Source organism: Sorangium sp. So ce327 (assembly GCF_051530205.1).
Taxonomy (GTDB): Bacteria; Myxococcota_A; Polyangia; order Polyangiales; family Polyangiaceae; genus Sorangium; species Sorangium cellulosum_B.
Genome location: NZ_CP150330.1, coordinates 907,915 through 926,246 on the forward strand (window position 1 = coordinate 907,915; position 18,332 = coordinate 926,246).

Consider the following 18,332-nt stretch of genomic DNA (forward strand, 5'->3'; position numbering starts at 1 on the left):
CGACACGAGGGTGCGATGAAGAGGAATCGAGTTCGCTGGCAGCTGTGCTCCTTGGGGCTGGTCGTCTGCACCGCCGGTTGCGATACGGTGTGGAGCAACGTCGCGGAGGACTGCGAGTTCACCCTGATGTGTGAGCACCACCGCGGATTGTGGGATGGCACCGGAGGCAGCGTGCCGAACCCGGCGTGCGAGGCAGATCCGACGCAGCACGCGAGCACGGTGACGGACGAGTGCGCGGTGTTCGCGAGCGCGACGGCGGAAGCGGGGGGAGACGGGACGAAGGCGAAGCCGTACGCGTCGCTCGGGGAGGCGGTGGCGAACGCGAAGGGCAAGCGAGTGCTGGCGTGCACGAGCGGTGCGTTCGCGGAGAGCGTGACGATTGGGGCCAAGGTCGAGGTGATCGGCGGCTTCGACTGTGGGGCAGAGTGGACGTGGAGTGAGGAGGCGCGGAGCGCGATCGATGGGCCTGCGGGCGCGGTGGCGCTCACGATGACGGAAACCGCGAGCGGGGCGAAGGTGAGGAGCTTCGCGGTTCGCGCGGCGAGCGCGATGGAACCGGGCGGGTCGTCGATCGGCGTGGTGGTGGCGGACATCGAGGCGGAACTGGCGCAGGTGGATGTGACGGCGGGCGATGGGATGGCCGGCGCGAGTGGTGAGACTCCGACGGAGGCGCCGCAGGCGGGGGCGAGCGCACCGGCAGAGCTGTCGAATGCGTGCAATACCGTTGTCTTCGGCGGCGAGCCCGGTGTGACGACGTGTGAGGACGGTGAGACGCGCGGCGGCGTCGGTGGACTCGGCGGGATGACCGGTACCGACGAGGGTAACGGACAGAAGGGGGCGGATGGCGCGCCGTTGCCGGAGCCGAACCCCGATGCGTACGGGCTCGGCGGAGCTGGGCAAACTGACGCCAACTGCAGGCGCGGGGAAGATGGTTTTCCCGGCACTGACGGCGAGACCGGTGAGGCTGGGAGCGGCACGGAGTTGACTCTGGCTGGCATTGCCGGAGGCGACGGCGGTGAAGGTAGAACGGGGAAGAAGGGGCAAGGGGGAGGTGGCGGCGGGGGCGCGAAAGCAGGGCTGTTCTGCGGGCCCTCAGCGAACCCGATGGTCGGTCCTGGCGCCAGCGCCGGCGGCGGTGGCGCCGGCGGTTGTGGTGGAAAGGGCGGGGGGGGCGGCAAGGCGGGCGGGTCGAGCATCGGGATCGTGAGCCTCGGGACGAAGCTGGTGCTGATCGACGTCACCGTTGCGGTGGGCAAGGCGGGCAAGGGCGGAGATGGAGTCGCCGGACAGAGCGGGGCCAACGGTGGGGCTGGTGCCTCCGGTGGAGCAGCATCGGGGGTGTCACCCTCCATCCCCGGCTGCAAAGGCGGCGACGGCGGCCGAGGTGGAGCTGGTGGCCCCGGCGCAGGCGGCCGAGGCGGTCATGCGGTGGGGCTTGCGTACGCGGTGGCGCCGGGAGCGGCGGTAACGCTGGCGAACTTCGTGGCGGGCACAGCGGGCGAGGGTGGTCTCGGGGGTCCTGGCGGTATCGCGGGCGACCCGGGGACAGTGGGCGAGTGCTGGGACTTCGCGGGCGATGCGAGCTGCGGCCAGTGAAGGTCGACGACGGTTGAGATGGAGTGAGAATTTTGGCGAGCTGAAGCTAATGCGGACGAATGCGGTGATCCGCGGTCAGCAGAGCTGAAGAAGGAGACAAGAAATGGTTGGACGCACCCCGCGCCGGGGTGGTAGGGAGTCTTTTGTCGCGGAGACGCGGCACGGTGGGCTGCCCGGCGCTGAAAACTTCACCACCCTGGAGTGGATCGCAAGAGGCGCGGGCGGAGGGACCGATGATCTGCTGACTGCTTCTGCGTCGGGCCGCAAACGCGGATACCATCCTACGGTCGCTGAAGGCAGCCCGGCAGCAGATCGCTTTTGCGCGGCGGGGGAGCCGCGGGGCGCGAGGGGGCGGACGCGCCGCTGCACTGGACGCGGAGTGGCCGTCGCGACCGAGACCCCTCCCGTCCCGCGCGTAGCGCGGGGCAAGGGAGGGGCGGACCGCGCGCAGGCCCGTAGGGCCGAGCACGGGCCGGGGGTGGGCATCCTCGTGCTCATTGCTGTCGTCGTCAGCACCCCCGCGCGAACTGCGTGGTGCGAGCAGCGTGTGCGGGAGGTTATCGTAGAGACGGCCGACGCGGCGCCAGGGAAGAGCGAGGCGTCGACAGCCCCGGGAGCGACGACGGAGGCTGGCGGGAGCGCAACGGCTGCGGGGAGCGTCGGGCTCGTGGCGGCGCCGTCGGCGGTGCTGGTGGAGCGGCAACCGCTGCCGGACAAGAGGAATTGGGTGCCGATGATCACGCTGGGGGCGGCGAGCGCGATGTGGCTCGGCGTGGGGATCGGGATGACGGTGGCGTCGAGCGGTGCACGCGATGACGCGCACAAGCAGAGCGCTGAGATCCTTCAAGGCGTCGCGCAATGCGTGAGACCGGAACCGTCGTGGGTTGGGCGATGCGAACAGGTCCAGAGCCATGCATCACGTGCCGATACGTTGGAGAACGTGGCTCGGGTCGCCTATGTCATATCGGGCGTGCTCGCGATCGGCGCGGCGACTTATGCGTTCTGGCCGCAGTCGAAGCGCAGCGAAGCGGTTATTGCACTGCCCACGATCCACTCTGGCGGTGCAGGCTTTGCTGTGATGGGGGCTTGGTGATGGATTTTCAAGGGGTAAATTACGTGCGGAATATGCGCAGAGCCCTTGGCGGGCTGACATTCGTGTTGGCGGTCGGTGGTTGCGACAGCTTCTGGAGCCACCGGGCGGAAGACTGTGAACTCCTGGTGACTTGCGACCACTTCTACCCGTCGGGCACCGGAGGCAGCGTGCCGAACCCGGCGTGCGAGGCAGATCCGACGCAGGACGCGAGCACGGTGACGGACGAGTGCGCGGTGTTCGCGAGCGCGACGGCGGAAGCGGGGGGAGACGGGACGAAGGCGAAGCCGTACGCGTCGCTCGGGGAGGCGGTGGAGAACGCGAAGGGCAAGCGAGTGCTCGCGTGCACGAGCGGAGCGTTCGAGGAGAGCGTGACGATCGGGGCCAAGGTCGAGGTGATCGGCGGCTTCGACTGCGAGGCGGAGTGGGCGTGGAGCGCTGAGGCCCGCAGCGCGATCGAGGCGCCTGCGAACCTGATCGCGCTTACGGTGTCGGAGGCCGCGAGCGGAGCGAAGGTGAGGAGCTTCGCGGTTCGTGCGGCGAGCGCGATGGAGCCGGGCAGGTCGTCGATCGGCGTGGCGGTGGCGGACGTCGAGGCGGAACTGGCGCAGGTGGACGTGACCGCAGGCGATGGGATGGCCGGCGCGAACGGCGAGACTCCGACGGAGGCGCCGCAGGCGGGGGCGGGCGCGCCGACGAACGTGTCGAATGCGTGCACTGCACTGGTATACGGCGGCGATCCCGGCGTGACGACGTGCGAGGACGGCGAGACGCGCGGGGGAGTCGGCGGGCTCGGAGGAATTACCACCACTGAGGGCGGCAACGGGCTGAAGGGTGCCGACGGTGCGCCGCTGCCGGAGCCGAACGCCGACGCGTCCGGGCTAGGCGGCACGGGGCAGACGGATCCAGACGGTGACTGCAAGCCCGGCACAGTCGGGAAGAGCGGAACTCGCGGCATGGCTGGCGTGCCCAGCACTGACACGACGCTGACGCTGGCTGGCATCGTGGGAGGCGATGGTGAGAACGGCGCAGTCGGGACGCGTGGTCAAGGGGGAGGTGGTGGGGGCGGCGCAAAAGCTGGATTGTTTTGCCCAGGGCCCAGTATGAGCACCGTCGAGGGGGTAGGCGCCAGCGGCGGAGGCGGAGGCGCTGGAGGCTGCGGTGGCAAGGGTGGCGGTGGCGGGCAGGCCGGCGGGTCGAGCATCGGGATCGTAAGCCTGGGTACGAAGCTGGTGCTGACGGACGTGACCGTTGCGGTGGGTGAGGCGGGCAAGGGGGGGAATGGCGCGGCGGGTCAACTCGGCGGGTCGGGTGGAACTGGTGCTGCCGGCGGCACGGCGCCTGCGGCGCCTGCAATCCCCGGATGCAAAGGGGGGGATGGTGGCCGAGGCGGAGCTGGAGGTCCTGGCGCCGGCGGCCGAGGGGGCCACGCGGTGGGCATTGCCTACGCTGCAGCGGTGAGCGCCACGCTGGACCTGAAGGAGTTCATGGCGGGCACAGCCGGAGACGGAGGCAGTGCTGGGCCTGGTGGAGCGGAGCAGAGTGCCGGTGCCCAGGGCGCGGGCGGTATCTGCTGGAACTTTGCTACGAACGAGAGCTGCGCGCAGTGAGAAAAAGATGTTGTTGCATGGCAATTTCGTAGAGCTCAACGGAATGCAAATGAAGGAGGAGGTGGCCTCGGTGGGCCGTCGTTCGCGATCGCATACCAGGGCGAAGCGGTGAAGCAGGAAGGGCTGACGGCGCTGCAGCCCGGCACGCCGAGCGCTGGGGGGGAAGCCGGCGGAAGCAACAACGTGTCGGATAACGCGGGCGCGGAAGGCACTGGAGCGGCGGAGCAGGCGTCTCCGTAAGCGACCGATGAGGTAGCGGGCGGCGTCGTCGATGGCGTCGCTCGCCAGGCCGAAGTGCGGCGGAAGAAGGCGTTGGCGATCGCATGGAACGCGATCGATGGGGAGATGTGCGTCCTGCGGGTGACCCGCGCGGCTGCAAGCGGATGCTCCGCCGGTGCCGCAGGCGACGGCGGCAACGCGATGTCGGGCGGGAACACTGGCGAACTGGGGACAAGCGGGGCGTGCCGCAACTTCGATGGAAACGAGAGCTGTGGGCGGTTAGAGAAAAAGTGGCGTTGCGTGACGATTCCGCAGTTCTCAAGGGAATGCACTCGATTGCGATCGCTTGGGCAGCGAGAAATACGTGCTGCTGAGTGACAATCGTCCAGGGTTCAAGGGAATGCGACTGGTCGACGAACGAAGGCTGCGGTCTGTGAGCAGCTGAGCTGAAGGAGGGAACAAGAAATGATTGGACGTGCCTCGCGCTGGGGTGGTAGGGACCGTTTTGTCGCGGAGACGCGGCACGGTGGGCTTCCCGGCACTGACAACTTCACCACCTCCGAGTGGACTGCCCAATGCGCGGGCGGAGGGACCGTTGATCTGCTGACTTCTTCTGCGTCGGGCCGCGAGAGCGGATGTTATCCGACGGTCGCTGAAGGGAGCCCGGCAGCAGGTCGCTATTTTGCCGCGTCGGAGCGGCCAGTCGTCGAGGTATCGGTCGCACGGACGCAGCACCGCGCAGGCGCGACGAACGCCGGCAATCGGAGGACTGCTCCTGTCCTGCGTGCGGCGCGGGGCATGGGAGGGGTGGATCGCCTGCAGATTCGCAGGGCCAAGCACAAGCTAGGTGTGGGCATCTATCTTTTCAGCGCTCTTCTCTCGGGCACACCAGCACGGACCGCGTGGTGCCAGGAGGCGAAAGAGACTGCGCCGGCCGCTCCGGAGGAGGAGGCGACGCCGAATGCGCCGGCCGATTCGGCTGCATCCGGTGCGCCTGTGGCGGAGAACTCACTGGTTGCGCCGGTGACGCCGAACGCACGGCCGCAGGAGCGGAGCTGGGGGCCGGTCATCGTGCTGGGGACGGCCAGCGCGGTGTGGCTTGGTGTGGGAGTGGCGACGACGGTAGCGAGTAAGAACGCGGTAGATGAGGTGCGCTTGAGAGGTCAGGCAATTCTGGCGGTGGGGGGACAATGCGTGACCCCATCACCCGCGGTCGTGCGGTCGTGCGAAGAGCTCCAGAGCGTTGGCTCGAGGGGCGAGATCTGGGGCAACGCAGCGCGAGTCGCCTATATCGCGTCGGGGGTGCTGGCTGTCGGTGCGGTGACCTATCTGCTGTGGCCTCGAACGAAGACGACAGCGACGGGGCGGATTCGTGCGTTGCCCCGTCTGCAAACAGGCAGCGTCGGGGTCGACGTGACGGGTATGTGGTGAGCTCAGGCGAGGGAGTGAAGGCCATGATCAGAAGGTGCTGGATTCCAGGAACGTTGGGACTCGTCACGTTGCTGTGCGGCTGCGGGTTCTGGAACAACGTGACGGACGACTGCGAGCGGATGCTGACGTGTGATCACTTCGTATCCACAGGCCCCGGCGGCGGTGGGATCAACCCTGCATGCGAGCCGGATCCGACCGAGGATGCCAGCACGGTGACGGACGAGTGCGCGGTGTTCGCGAGCGCAAACGCGGCACCTGGCGGGGACGGGACAATGGGGAAGCCGTACGCTTCGCTCGCGGAGGCGGTAGCGAACGCCCACGGCAAGCGGGTGCTGGCGTGCACGAGCGGAGCGTTCGCGGAGAGCGTGACGATCGAAGCGGGGGTGGAGGTGATCGGCGGCTTCGACTGCGAGGCGGGATGGACGTGGAGCGAAGAGGCGCGGAGCGCGATCGAGGGGCCGGCGGATCAGATCGCGCTCACGCTGGGGGAGGGGGCGAGCGGAGCGACGGTGCGCAGCTTCGCGGTGCGCGCTGCGAGCGGGACGAAGGTGGGCGGGGCGTCGATCGGGGTGGCGGTCGCGGACATCGAGGCTGAGCTCGCGCAGCTGGAGGTGACTGCAGGCGACGGGATGAATGGCGCAGACGGCGAGACGTCGAGCGAGCCGCCGTACACAGGAGCGAGCGGGTCGACGAATACGGCCTCGCCCGCGTGCTATATTTCTGCGGGCGTCTACGGCGGCTACCCCGGCGTCACCCTCTGCGAAGACGGCGAGACCCGCGGCGGCCAAGGCGGCCCCGGCGGCATCCCCGGCATGGGCGACGGCAACGGCCAGCCCGGACAGGCTGGAACCCCCCTGCCGGACCCAATCCTCCCCAATAGCCCGGGGCTCGGCGGCATGGGCCAAACGGAGACGGGCGAATGCGAACCGGGCCAACCCGGCCGCGACGGCGCCCCCGGCACCTCCGGCCGCGCCGGCCGCGCCACCACCCTCGCTCTCACCGGCATCACCGGCGGCGACGGCGCCCCCGGCAGCACCGGCAAGAAAGGCCAAGGAGGCGGCGGAGGCGGCGGAGCGAAGACGGGGCAGTTCTGCGGCCCCCCAGTGGAGGCTACTGGCGCGAGCGGCGGCGGCGGCGGAGCCGGCGGCTGCGGAGGTAAGGGAGGCGGTGGCGGGAAGGCCGGCGGATCGAGCATCGGCATCCTCAGCCTGGGAACGAAGCTGGTGTTGACCGAGGTAACCGTCGCCGTAGGCAAGGCGGGCAACGGAGGAAAGGGCGGATTCGGACTACTTGGCGCCAGCGGGGGCCATGGCGGGACCGCAGGTGCCGGTAAGTCTCTTGGTGGCTCCGGCTGCGATGGTGGTCGTGGCGGTACCGGCGGCCGAGGCGGCCCCGGCGGCGGCGGTCGAGGCGGCCATGCAGTGGGAATCGCCTACGCCGCGGCGCCGAACGCGGACGTGGAGCTGAAGGGCTTCAACGAGGGTGCGGCGGGCGATGGCGGGCAGGTCTCGTTCGGCGGCGACGCCGGCACGCCCGGCGTGAGCGGAGCGTGCTGGAACTTCGGTGGAAATGAGAGCTGCGGGCAGTGAGAAAGAAAGTGCCGCTGCGTGAGAATTTCGCGAGGCTCAAGGGAAGGCGGTTGGTTGAGTCACGAGCGCTGCGGTTTATGAGCAGCTGAGCTGAAGGAGGAGACAAGAAATGAATGGACACGCCCCGAGCCGGGGTGATAGAGACTCTTTTGTCGCGGAGACGCGGCACGGTGGGCTGCCCGGCGCTGAAAACTTCACCACCCTGGAGTGGATCGCAAGAGGCGCGGGCGGAGGGACCGATGATCTGCTGACTGCTTCTGCGTCGGGCCGCAAACCCGGATACCATCCTACGGTCGCTGAAGGCAGCCCGGCAGCAGATCACTTTTGCGCGGCGTTGGAGCATCGCGGTGCCGTGGCGGCGGGGCAGAGGCGCAGTGGCGCTGGATCCCGAACTGCGGCTGCAGGCGAAGCCCCTCCCGTCCCGCGCGGAGCGCGGGACCTGGGAGGGGCGGACCGCGCGCAGGCCCGCAGGGCCGAGCACGGGCCGGGGGTGGGCCGTTATCTTCTCGTGTTAGCTCTATGCTGCGCCCCAGCGCGTGTGGGGTGGTGCGAGGAGCGCGTGCCGGTGGCCAAGGGAGCGCAGGCTGAAGTGGCGCTCGCGACGACCGAGGGGCCGCCGGTAGCGGGAGCGACGACGGAGGGGGGCGTGAGCGCGACGGGGGCGGGGATCGTCCGGCCCGTGACGGGGCCGCCGGCGGTGCTGGTGGAGCCGCGACCGCTGCCGGACAAGAGAAGGAATTGGGTGCCGGTGATCACGCTGGGGGCGGCGAGCGCGGTGTGGCTCGGCGTGGGGATCGGAATGACGGTGGCGTCGAGAAACGCGCGGAGCGACGCGGATGGACATCGAGCGCAGATCGAGCAGGTGCACGGACAGTGCATCGAGCCGCCGAGCGACTTGATCTACAGATGTCGCGACGTGGAGCGTGAGGCGGGGCGCGCGGCTCGTTTCGGCACGGTGTCCGTGGTCAGCTATGCGGCGTCGGGAGCGCTGGCGATCGCCGCAGCCACGTATGCGCTGTGGCCTCAACGCGCCACATCGGCGGGTCGCGCGCTGCGCGTGTTGCCCCAGACGTACGCAGACGGGGGCGGTGTCTTCGTGGTGGGAGTGTGGTGAGCGGGGCGAGGGTGAGCACAATGAGGAACAGATGGATGACGTGGTTGATGAGCTGGGGTGCAGTTTCCGTGGCGGCGAGCGGCTGCGACTACCTGTCTGTCGGGCTGACGGATGACTGCGAGTTCCTGCTCACGTGTCCCCATTATCTCGACGGGGGTGGCGGCAGCGTGCCGAACCCCGCATGCGAGGCGGACCCTACGAAGGACGCGAGCACGGTGACGGACGAGTGCGCGGTGTTCGCGAGCGCGACAGCGGAAGCGGGGGGAGACGGGACGAAGGCGAGTCCGTTCGCGTCGCTCGGGGAGGCAGTAGCAAAAGCGAACGGCAAGCGGGTGCTCGCGTGCGCGATCGAGCCGTTTGCTGAGAGCGTGACGATCGAGGCCGGGGTCGAGATGATCGGGGGCTTTGACTGCGGGGCGGGGTGGACGTGGAGCGAAGAGGCGCGGAGCGCGATCGAGGGGCCCGCGGATCAGATCGCGCTCACGCTGGGGGAGGGAGCGAGCGGGGCAAAGGTGCGGAGCTTCGCGGTGCGCGCTGCGAGCGCGACGAAGGCAGGCGGGTCGTCGATCGCGGTGCTGGTGGATGGAGCAACGGCTGAGTTGGCGCGGTGCGAGTTGATCGCGGGGAACGGAGCGGATGGCGCGGAGGGAGAGGATGCGCCGAGTGAGAGGCCGGCGCCGGCGCCTCCCGGGAACGCCGGAACGAACGCGTGCAGCGATGTTGATACATCAGGAGCGCCCGATGAAAGACTACCGGGAGGCGCGCAGGTGGAGAACGCGTGCGGCGGCGCGCTGTCGATTGGCGGAGAAGGCGGCGCTGGAAGGGTGAACAACGGTGGCAGTGGACAGGTCGGAGAGCCTGGTGCGCTCGGCGCGGCAGGCTCTGGAGAGCCGGCGACAGGCGCCTGGAGCTGCGCCGCGGCTGGCACCGGCCAGGGCGGCGACAACGGTGCTCCTGGCGACGCCGGCGTCGCCGCGAGCGGCCTCGGCACGTTGAACTCGTCGGGCTACGTGGGCGTGAGCGGCGGAGCCGGCGGAACGGGGAAGCCAGCGCAGGGCGGCGGCGGAGGCGGGGGTGCGAAGGGTGGCGCGGCGATCTGCCCAGGCGCCATGCCGGGAGCTGGGGCGAGCGGCGGCAGCGGCGGCCCTGGTGGTTGCGGCGGGCAGCCCGGCCAAGGGGGTGGAGCGGGCGGAGCGAGCATCGCCCTGGCGAGCGTGGAGGGGAAAGTGACGCTGAAGGACTGCGTGCTGAAGGCACGCGATGGGGGCAAAGGAGGTGCCGGCGGCAACCTCCAGCCGGGCGGATCGGGCGGACTCGGCGGCGCTGGTGGCGTAGGGGTCGGCGGGTCGAAGCACGCGTGCGCTGGTGGGCATGGAGGTCAGGGAGGTAACGGCGGCCCAGGAGGAGGAGGCCTCGGCGGGCAGTCGTTCGCGATCGCGTACCGAGGCGAGGCGGTGAAGCAGGAAGGGCAGACCACGCTGGAACCCGGCATGCCGGGCGCCGGGGGCCCCGGCGGCAGCAACAACGTGGCGGACAACGCAGGCGCGACAGGCACGGCGGCGGCGGAGCAACAACTTCCGTAAGTGAGCGACGAAGCAGCGGGCGCTCTCGTCGCTGGTGCCGCCTGCCGCCGCGACGTGTGGCGGAGGCGACCCCGACGATCGCGCGACGCGCCATCAAGGAGGCGACGCATCTCCCGCAGGCGACGCGTACGGCGGCGAGCCGCGCCCGCTGGACCGCTGCCACCGGCGAGCGGTGGAGAAAGTGAGGATGACCGTACGATCTTGTGACGACCCGGCCTGGCTTCGCGTAAGTAGTCGAAAGATATCGATTTCTGGACGAAAACGCTTGGCGAGCTCTTTCATGGCCGGCAGTATGCGCGCCGCTCGATCCAAGGAGCGCCCTGCCGATGCGCCGGAATTCCAGTGGAAACGACGTCCCTCCCTCCGGAAGACGCCCCAGCCCGAGTCCGAGCGGGATGGGGGAATGGGAGCGGATGTGGGTACGCAGGCTGGGCCTTGAGGATGTGGAGTGGGACCCCGAGCTGCACTGCGAGCACTGCATCGCGAAGCGAGCGGCCTGGGAAGCGGTGATGGAGGAGCTTGCCGCAAGGTCGGGGAACCGACCGAAGCTGCGGCTGAGCCCTGGGTGGGAGAAGATTCCACCGAGGGCGGGTAGGCGAAGCAGGCGTAGCAAGGGCCGCTGCAGGCGGCTGCTGCTGAAGATGGTGCGACTGGCGCGTCTCGTGCGCGACGATTTTTGAGCGCTTGAGCGAGAGGTCCCGTCGCGAGCTCCCAGCTCGAGCGAGCAGCCGCTGACGACCTGAGCACGCCGAGAGGGCGCACGGCGGCGGCGCAGCGCGCTGGGCGACAGAACAGGAGACCGGCGCACCGCGAGCGTGGTGCGCGCTGACTCGGCTCGTCCTTGCGACGAGCGTGCGAGGTGGAGGATGGTGCGTCCAACGCTCGCCATCGAGGCAGGGGCGGAGGCCCTTGTGTCGAGGCGTCGTGCGAGCAACGAGGAGCGCTCCGGGGAGTTGCCTTGCCTGGGCCTCTTCCTGGTCACGGGCCGGCCTGGCGGAGAGGTCGTCTCCCGCACGGCGATCGAGATGGTGCATCCCGCTGTCGAGGCAGATTGCGTGGACGACCTTGGTGCTGGTGAGATGATTGCGTCGCAGTGCCGGGACGAAGTGCGGCTCATGATGAGCCCGCGCCGAACAGGCCGCTCCGAGGATGAACGTCTGGGGCCGCGACCGAGCGGCGTGCAGGTGAGCTTCGCCGGTGTACTCCTCGCGCCAGGGGCGGCGTATATCGCCTACGCCGACGATATGCACATCTACCGGTTCCGTGGGGGGAAGCTGCAGGCGCGAACGCGTGAGGTTGCGGCGCCCGACGGTGGGGCGTTGAACGGATCCATCTCGCCGGATGCCGCAGCCGTGCTGAGGCAACTCGCCAGCGCGGCCACTCGCGCGCTCGGCTGCGACGCAGCGGTGGAGGTGACGGCTCAGGTCGAGAACACGGAGCCGGGCGACATTTTCCTGGCGTGCTCGGGGGGCCTCTGGGGTTCGATGTCCGAGCAGCGCATCGCCGGCATCCTCGCAGCGCACCGTGAGCTGCGCCTGGCGGCGAGCCTGCTGATGGAGTGCGCTCATGAGAACGGCGAGCTCGAGCAGGCAATGTGCGTCCTGGCACGTGTGGCGGGGTCTGTGGGTTGACTTCGTAAGGAGGAGCGGCGCAGAAGCGCCGGAGCGCAGCGAGGCTGTGGCGAGGCGGCCCCTCCCGTCCCGCGCGAAGCGCGGGACTTGGGAGGGGCGGACCGCGCGCAGGCCCGGAGGGCCGAGCACGGGCCGGGGGTGGGCAGCGTTCTTGGGGGGCGAACGTCGTGGCGCGAAGGGCGGGGCGGCGATCTTCCCGGGAGCCAGGCCGGGCGCCGGAGCGAGCGGAGTTAGCGGCAGACCCGCGGCTTCGGCGGACTGCCCGGCGAAGGGGTGGAGCGGCGAGCAGAGCCCGCTGGACTGCTGATCGCGGCGAGCGCTCCAGAAAAAATGAGAGACGGTATGATTTCGTGGCAATTTCGGAGGGCTGAACGTAACTCGGCAAAACGGCAACGCTGATTCGAAGAAACCCCTTGGCGAGCTCATTCGTTGCCGGCAGAATGGGCGCCGCCCGAATTCAAGGAGTCCCATGCCGAAGCGCCGAAGGTCCCGCGGAGACGACCCCCCTCCCTCTGGTAAGCGCCCCAGCTTGAGCAAGATGGGGGAGTGGGAGCGGATGTGGGTACGGAGGCTGGGTCTCGAGGACATCGACTGGGATCCTGAGAAGTATTGTATGCACTGCATCGCGGAGCGGGCCGCTCGCGAAGAGGCGGCAGCGGAGGAGCTTGCGCCGCCGTCAGGGCCCAGACTGCCCGCGTCGCAGAGCCTCTTGTGGGCGAAGAACCCACGCCTGGCAGGTGGCCCCAAAGCGCGAAGCAAGCGTCACCCCAAGCTGATGCTCGTGCCCTCGGTGCACCGCAGAAGCGAGGACTCTTGAGCGAGAGGCCCCTTCACGAAGGGTCTGGATCGAGCGAGTCGACCAGAGGGTGTGGGGGACGCTGGCTCTGATGTGCTCTCCGGGAACCTGTCGTGTCGTGCCAGAACACCGCATCTCGGGCATCCTCGCTGCGTCTCGCGAGTTGCTGCGCGAGTCGCGTCTTCGCGAGTCGCGGCTGCTGATGGATGGACTGCGCTCATGAGCTCGCGCTGCGAGCACGAGCGCGCGACGTGCGCCCCGGCGCGCGTCGACAACGGCCGAGGCGCTCCTCCATGAGCGCGATCAGCCCGTGCGCGCGCCCACACCTCGAGCAGGCTCACGCCAGCGCTCGGCTCTCCCCGGCCACGCCGGCCTCCCGCCCGAACGCCCGGCCGCAGCGCCGTCGCACGCAGGAAGCGCACCACGGCCTACCTCCGTGCGCCCCGCTCCTGCTACCCTCCTGGCCGTGGCGATAACGACCGATTTCCTCGTCATCGGTAGCGGTGTGGCTGGGCTGACCTTCGCGCTCGAGGCGGCCGAGCACGGCGAGGTGATCATCGTCACCAAGCGCGCGCGTGACGAATCCAACACGAAGTACGCCCAGGGCGGCATCGCCGCGGTCTTCGCCCCGGACGACTCCCCCGAGGCGCACATCGCCGACACGCTCGAGGCGGGGGCCGGCCTCTGTCACGAGGTGGTCGTCGAGATCTGCGCGCGGGAGGGGCCCGAGCGGGTGCGCGAGCTCATCGCGCGGGGCGCCCAGTTCGATCACGAGAACGGCCAGGTGCGCCTCGGGCGCGAAGGGGGGCACTCCGCGCGGCGGATCGTGCACGCCGCCGACGCGACCGGCCTCGAGATCGAGCGCGCGCTCCTCGAGCAGGCCCGGCAGAACCCGAACATCCGCTTCGCCGAGCACCACACGGCGATCGACCTCATCCCGCTCTCCCGGTTCGGGGGGCCGGACATCTGCGCGGGCGCCTACGTGCTCGACGAGACCGACGCCGCGCTGAACCAGGGCAGGCCGCGGCCGCGCGACTCGGAGCGGCCAGCGCCCCGGCACCGGCCAGCCTCGAAGCCGCACGTCGTCGAGACCTACCTCGCGCGGGCGACCGTGCTCGCGACCGGCGGCGCAGGCAAGGTCTACCTCTACACGACGAACCCCGACGTCGCGACGGGCGACGGCGTCGCCATGGCCTACCGGGCAGGCGCCGAGATCGCGAACATGGAGTTCTACCAGTTCCACCCGACGTGCCTGTTCCACCCGGAGGCAAAGAGCTTCCTCGTGAGCGAGGCGCTGCGCGGCGAGGGCGCCATCCTCCGGCTGCCCGACGGGACGGCCTTCATGGCCAGCCACGATCCGCGCAAGGACCTCGCGCCGCGCGACATCGTGGCGCGGGCCATCGACTTCGAGATGAAGCGGACCGGCTCGGACTACGTGCTGCTCGACATCACCCACCGGCCCGCGAGCTTCATCCGCGAGCACTTCCCGACCATCCACGCGCAGTGCCTCCGCTACGGCATCGACATCACCGCGCAGCCGATCCCCGTCGTGCCGGCTGCCCACTACATGTGCGGCGGGATCACCACCGACCTCTACGGCAGGACGACGATCCCCGGGCTCTGGGCGATCGGCGAGTGCACGTGCACGGGGCTGCACGGCGCGAACCGGCTCGCCTCGAACTCGCTGCTCGAAGGGCTCGTCTTCGGCCAGCGCGCGGCCGCGCGCCTCGGCACCCAGATCGCCGAGCTCCGGCAGAGCCCGTTCCCCGAGGTGCCCGAGTGGCAGGTCGGCAACGCGGTCGCCAGCGACGAGGAGGTCGTCGTCGCCCACAACTGGGACGAGCTGCGCCGCACCATGTGGAACTACGTCGGCATCGTCCGGTCGGACGCCCGCCTCCGGCGCGCCGCCCGGCGGATCTCCCTGCTCCAGGAGGAGATCCGCGAGTACTACTGGAAGCACCTTGTCACCCGGGATCTGCTCGAGCTGCGCAACATCGCCACCGTGGCCGAGCTCATCGTCGGCTGCGCCTCCGCCCGGCACGAGAGCCGGGGGCTGCACACGACGATCGACTACCCGGAGACGAGCGATCGCCTCGGCACGGACACGGTCGTGAAGCGGGGCGTCCTGCCTTATCTGCGAGGTCGATGAGCGATCTGCACGGCACCCCCGACCCTCCGCCGAGCGGCGGAGGGCCCGGTCCGCTCGTCCGGCAAGGCGGCGAGGAGCGACCGATGTCGATCCCCGGGGCCATCGGCTGGACCGTGGGCGTCACCGCGCTGTTCCTGTTCCTGCTCGGCCTGATCTCCTCCTTCCGGATGGAGCCGGCGCTCGACGGCGCGGGCTCGTTCCGGGCGGCGCCGAAGCTCGACGTCATCGGCAGCTTCGCGTGCCAGGCCGCGGCGTACCTGCTCGGGCTCTTCGGCGTGCTCCAGGTGCACGCGCCCCGCGCGTCGATCCGGCAGTTCCTCGGGCTGCGCGGGACGCACGTGGCGTTCTATCCGCTCGCGATCGCGCTCGGCTTCGCGCTCGAGGGGCCGATCGCCGCGCTCTACACGGCGATCGAGGCGCGCTGGCCGTCGGGGATCGACGACGCCGAGCTCGTCCGGGTCTTCATCGACGCGAGCGCGCCCGAGCGGGCCGCGCTCGGCCTCATCTTCATCGTGCTCGGCCCCGCGCTGGAGGAGGTCTTCTTCCGGGGAGCGCTCGCCCGCCCGCTGCGCTGGACGCACCGCGCGCCGCTCGTGATCGCGATCACGGCCGCGCTCTTCGCGGTGGCCCACGTCGGGTGGCAGAAGTTCCTGCCGATCGGGATCTTCGGCGCGGCCCTCGGCGTCCTCCGCGTCGCGAGCGGCTCGCTCTTGCCGTCCATCCTCCTCCACGGCACCTACAACGCCATCCAGTGCTTCTCGCTCCTCTCCGCGGCGGGCGCTGGGGCCGTCGACGGCGCGCCCTCGGCCGCCGGCGCCGCGCTGCCCGACGCCGCGGCGAGCCCGGTGTGGCTCGTGGCGGTGAGCTCCGCCTCTGCGCTCGTGTTGACCGCGCTCGCCTGCGTCCTCGGCCGTCGCGCCGAGGGGGCGGCCCGCGCGAGGGAAAAGGACCTCTCATGATGCCGGCGTTCGGGAGCCAAGGCGGCGGCGAGAGCCGCGCCGCGCAGATCGCAGCGGGGGACGGCGAGGGCCGCTCGTCCGGAACCGTGGACGCGAGCGGCGAGGGCCGCGCCGCCCCGCGCGCCGGGGCGAAGCGAGCGCGGGTCAGCCTCTGCTTGCCAGGGGGCGGCCTGACGGGCGCGCTCTACCAGATCGGCGCGCTCGCGGCGCTCGAGGATGGCGTCGAGGGGATCGACAACCAGAGCTTCTCGCTCTACCTCGGGCACGGCAGCGGCGCCGCGGTCGCCGCGGCCCTGGCGGGCGGCATCCCGATCGAGCGGCTCTACCGCGCCCTGCTCGATCCGGTCGACAACTTCTTCCCGCTGGAGCGCAGCCACCTCCTCCACCTCGACGTCGGCGAGTGGCGGCGCGCGCTCAGCACCAGCCTGGTCGCGCTCCGCCACGCGATCGTCCGGCTCACGACCCGGGGCGACGCGACCCCGAACGCGCCGGCGCAGCAGTACCTGTTCGAGCAGCTCGATCGCTTCAACGACTCGCTCCCCGCGGGGCTCTTCCAGCTCGATCGTTACGAGCGGTTCCTCGGCGAGTTCTTCCTGAGGCGCGGCATCCCGAACTCGTTCCGCGCGATGCCGCGGACGCTGCGCATCCCGGCGCACGACCTCGACTCGGGCGAGCGCGTCGTCTTCGGCGCCGAGGGGTTCGACCACGTCCCGGTGTCGCTCGCCTGCGCGGCGTCGCTCGCGCTCCCGCTGTTCTTCTCGCCGGTGCGCGTCGAGCACCGCCACTACCTCGACGGCGGGCTGGGCCACGTGGCGCACCTCGATCTCGCGCAGGCCGCCGGCGTGGAGCTCACGATCGTCGTGAGCCCGCTCGTGCCCGTCTCCACCGCGCACCGCCCCGTCCCGACGGGGCACGGGGTGCGCGAGAGCGTGCGCGACAAGGGCATGCTCTGGATCTTCAACCAGGCGATGCGGATCGGCGCGCACGCGCGGCTCCACCAGGCGGTGGGGCGCGCGCACGCCGAGGGCAAGATGCAGGTCCTCGTGCTCGAGCCCGCGCAGAACGACGCGCTGCTGTTCCTCCACAACCCCGCCAACCTGCGCGCGCGGCGCGCCATCCTGGAGTACGCCTACCGGACGACGCGCGAGCGCATCGCGGTGTGGATGGACAAGAACCGCGCCGTGGTCGAGGCGATGGGGTGGCACGAGGCCCGCGCGTCGGGCCTGTCGGCTGGCTGAGGCGCAGCGCCCACCCGAGGGCCTGGTCAGCGGGCCCAGGGCGCATCGGCCGCCCGAGCGCCCGCTCGGCCGGCGAGGCCGGTCAGCTGGCGAGGGATGAGAACCGGGCGATCGTCAGCTCGTCGGGCGGGACGCTGATGCGGGCGCGCGGGATGGCGACGCCGTGGAGGTAGCGCCAGCCCTCGCCGTCGTGGAGGAAATCCGACAGCTCGACGAACGAGCGATCGACGCCTGCCTCGAAGATCTTGGCGAGGAACAGCACCGACGCGGAGTCGCCGCTCTGCAGGCTGTCGAGGATCTGGAGGCCCCGGTACCGGTGGTGGTGGATCGTCACCTTCAGCTCGCGGAGCACCTGGTCCCTGTCGCGCCCGCGGTCGATGTGGCCCATGTGCAGCGTCCGCCAGAGGTAGGCGGTATCTCCGACGGCGAAGGCGGCGTACCGCGAGCGCATGAGCGTCACGGCGTCGGGCGCCTCGCGATCGCCCAGATGGCAGGGGGCGCAACACTCGCGGTACGAGCGCCCCGAGCCGCACGGGCACGGGCGGGAGAGGGTCCCCGTACCAGGACGAACATCTCGGGTCATGGGCGTTCTCTACACGGGTTCGTGCCCCGTTGCAGCGCCCTGGGGGGCGTCGAGACGGGGCGCGGCGGGCGTGCGGCAGGACGGCGCACCACGGCATGGCGCGGCCTGCGGCAGGATGGCCCGGCACGGCATGGCGTGGCCCGGCGCCGTCGCGCCGTCGCGTCGTCCAAGGCCGACCCGGGCGCGTCCCTGAGCGAAGCCTCTTGCGGGGCGCCGGCGAGGACGGTAAGGCGAGCGGGAAGTATGCCCGCAGCGCGCGCTCACGCCGCGGCCCTCCTGCTGGCCCTCGCCCTGGTTCTGGGGGGCTGCAAGCGCCAATACGCCATCGGCGATCACGTCCTCGTGACGTGGGAAGGGAACGTCTACCCGGCCGAGGTCATCGAGGTCCTGGGTCCGACGAAGTTCAAGATCCACTACCAGGGGTACGACGACATCTGGGACGAAGTTGTACCTCGTGAACGGATCCGCGGTCTCGTCGAGGGCAACGTCGTCCACCCGCCGCCGCCGCCGAAGGTCCGGAGCAAGGGGCTGCAGGCGTCGCAGACCAACGTCTACAAGATCGGCGACAGGGTCCGCGTCGAGTGGCACGGGCAGATGTACCCGGCGGTCGTCACCGGCATCGTGGGGCAGGAGCGCTACCGCATCCACTACGACGGCTACGGATCCGAGTGGGACGAGACGGTCGGGCTTTCCAGGATTCAAGCCAAGTAGCGTGAAATGTTCACGCGCGATCATTTTCCCCCT

The 18,332-nt window shown here is 70.3% G+C and carries 13 protein-coding genes; 12 read left to right on the forward strand and 1 reads right to left on the reverse strand.

Annotated elements, in window-relative coordinates; all coding sequences use genetic code 11:
* The first annotated feature begins 15 nt into the window (after nucleotides 1-15).
* From WME95_RS03350 to WME95_RS03400, 11 genes are all read left to right on the forward strand, one after another.
* The gene (locus WME95_RS03350) at nucleotides 16-1,596 is read left to right on the forward strand and encodes a hypothetical protein (RefSeq protein ID WP_437906971.1); all 1,581 of its coding nucleotides are present in this window, start codon (nucleotides 16-18) and stop codon (nucleotides 1,594-1,596) included.
* Nucleotides 1,597-2,074: 478 nt separating this feature from the next.
* Nucleotides 2,075-2,689 (forward strand): hypothetical protein, encoded by a 615-nt coding sequence (locus WME95_RS03355; protein ID WP_437906972.1) that lies wholly within the window; start codon nucleotides 2,075-2,077, stop codon nucleotides 2,687-2,689.
* Nucleotides 2,689-4,296, forward strand: coding sequence for a hypothetical protein (locus tag WME95_RS03360; protein ID WP_437910945.1), 1,608 nt, complete (start codon nucleotides 2,689-2,691; stop codon nucleotides 4,294-4,296). The genes WME95_RS03355 and WME95_RS03360 overlap by 1 nt, the downstream gene beginning before the upstream one ends.
* A gap of 1,026 nt (nucleotides 4,297-5,322) precedes the next feature.
* A complete protein-coding gene (locus tag WME95_RS03365) occupies nucleotides 5,323-5,946 on the forward strand; it encodes a hypothetical protein (protein ID WP_437906973.1) in 624 nt (207 codons plus the stop codon).
* Nucleotides 5,947-5,999: 53 nt separating this feature from the next.
* Nucleotides 6,000-7,535 (forward strand): hypothetical protein, encoded by a 1,536-nt coding sequence (locus WME95_RS03370; RefSeq protein WP_437906974.1) that lies wholly within the window; start codon nucleotides 6,000-6,002, stop codon nucleotides 7,533-7,535.
* Between the two features lie 565 nt (nucleotides 7,536-8,100).
* Nucleotides 8,101-8,649, forward strand: coding sequence for a hypothetical protein (locus tag WME95_RS03375; RefSeq protein WP_437906975.1), 549 nt, complete (start codon nucleotides 8,101-8,103; stop codon nucleotides 8,647-8,649).
* Nucleotides 8,650-9,416: 767 nt separating this feature from the next.
* Nucleotides 9,417-10,232, forward strand: a complete 816-nt coding sequence (locus tag WME95_RS03380) for a hypothetical protein (protein WP_437906976.1) — start codon at nucleotides 9,417-9,419, stop codon at nucleotides 10,230-10,232.
* An 866-nt stretch (nucleotides 10,233-11,098) separates the two neighbouring features.
* Nucleotides 11,099-11,863 (forward strand): PP2C family protein-serine/threonine phosphatase, encoded by a 765-nt coding sequence (locus WME95_RS03385; protein WP_437906977.1) that lies wholly within the window; start codon nucleotides 11,099-11,101, stop codon nucleotides 11,861-11,863.
* Nucleotides 11,864-13,125: 1,262 nt separating this feature from the next.
* Nucleotides 13,126-14,808: an L-aspartate oxidase gene (locus WME95_RS03390; protein WP_437906978.1), complete on the forward strand. Its 1,683-nt coding sequence runs from the start codon at nucleotides 13,126-13,128 to the stop codon at nucleotides 14,806-14,808.
* On the forward strand, nucleotides 14,805-15,767 hold the full coding sequence (locus tag WME95_RS03395; protein ID WP_437906979.1) for a CPBP family intramembrane glutamic endopeptidase: 963 nt from the start codon (nucleotides 14,805-14,807) through the stop codon (nucleotides 15,765-15,767). Before WME95_RS03390 ends, WME95_RS03395 begins: the two co-directional genes overlap by 4 nt.
* Complete coding sequence (locus WME95_RS03400; protein WP_437549454.1) at nucleotides 15,764-17,005, forward strand: patatin-like phospholipase family protein; 1,242 nt, start codon at nucleotides 15,764-15,766, stop codon at nucleotides 17,003-17,005. Before WME95_RS03395 ends, WME95_RS03400 begins: the two co-directional genes overlap by 4 nt.
* Nucleotides 17,006-17,087: 82 nt before the next feature.
* On the opposite strand, the gene WME95_RS03405 is transcribed toward WME95_RS03400, so the two are convergent.
* Nucleotides 17,088-17,588, reverse strand: a complete 501-nt coding sequence (locus WME95_RS03405; RefSeq protein ID WP_437549456.1) for a YchJ family protein — start codon at nucleotides 17,586-17,588, stop codon at nucleotides 17,088-17,090.
* A 243-nt stretch (nucleotides 17,589-17,831) separates the two neighbouring features.
* On the opposite strand from WME95_RS03405, the gene WME95_RS03410 reads away from it, so the two are divergent.
* Nucleotides 17,832-18,299, forward strand: a complete 468-nt coding sequence (locus WME95_RS03410) for a Tudor-knot domain-containing protein (RefSeq protein ID WP_437549458.1) — start codon at nucleotides 17,832-17,834, stop codon at nucleotides 18,297-18,299.
* Nucleotides 18,300-18,332: the final 33 nt, after the last annotated feature.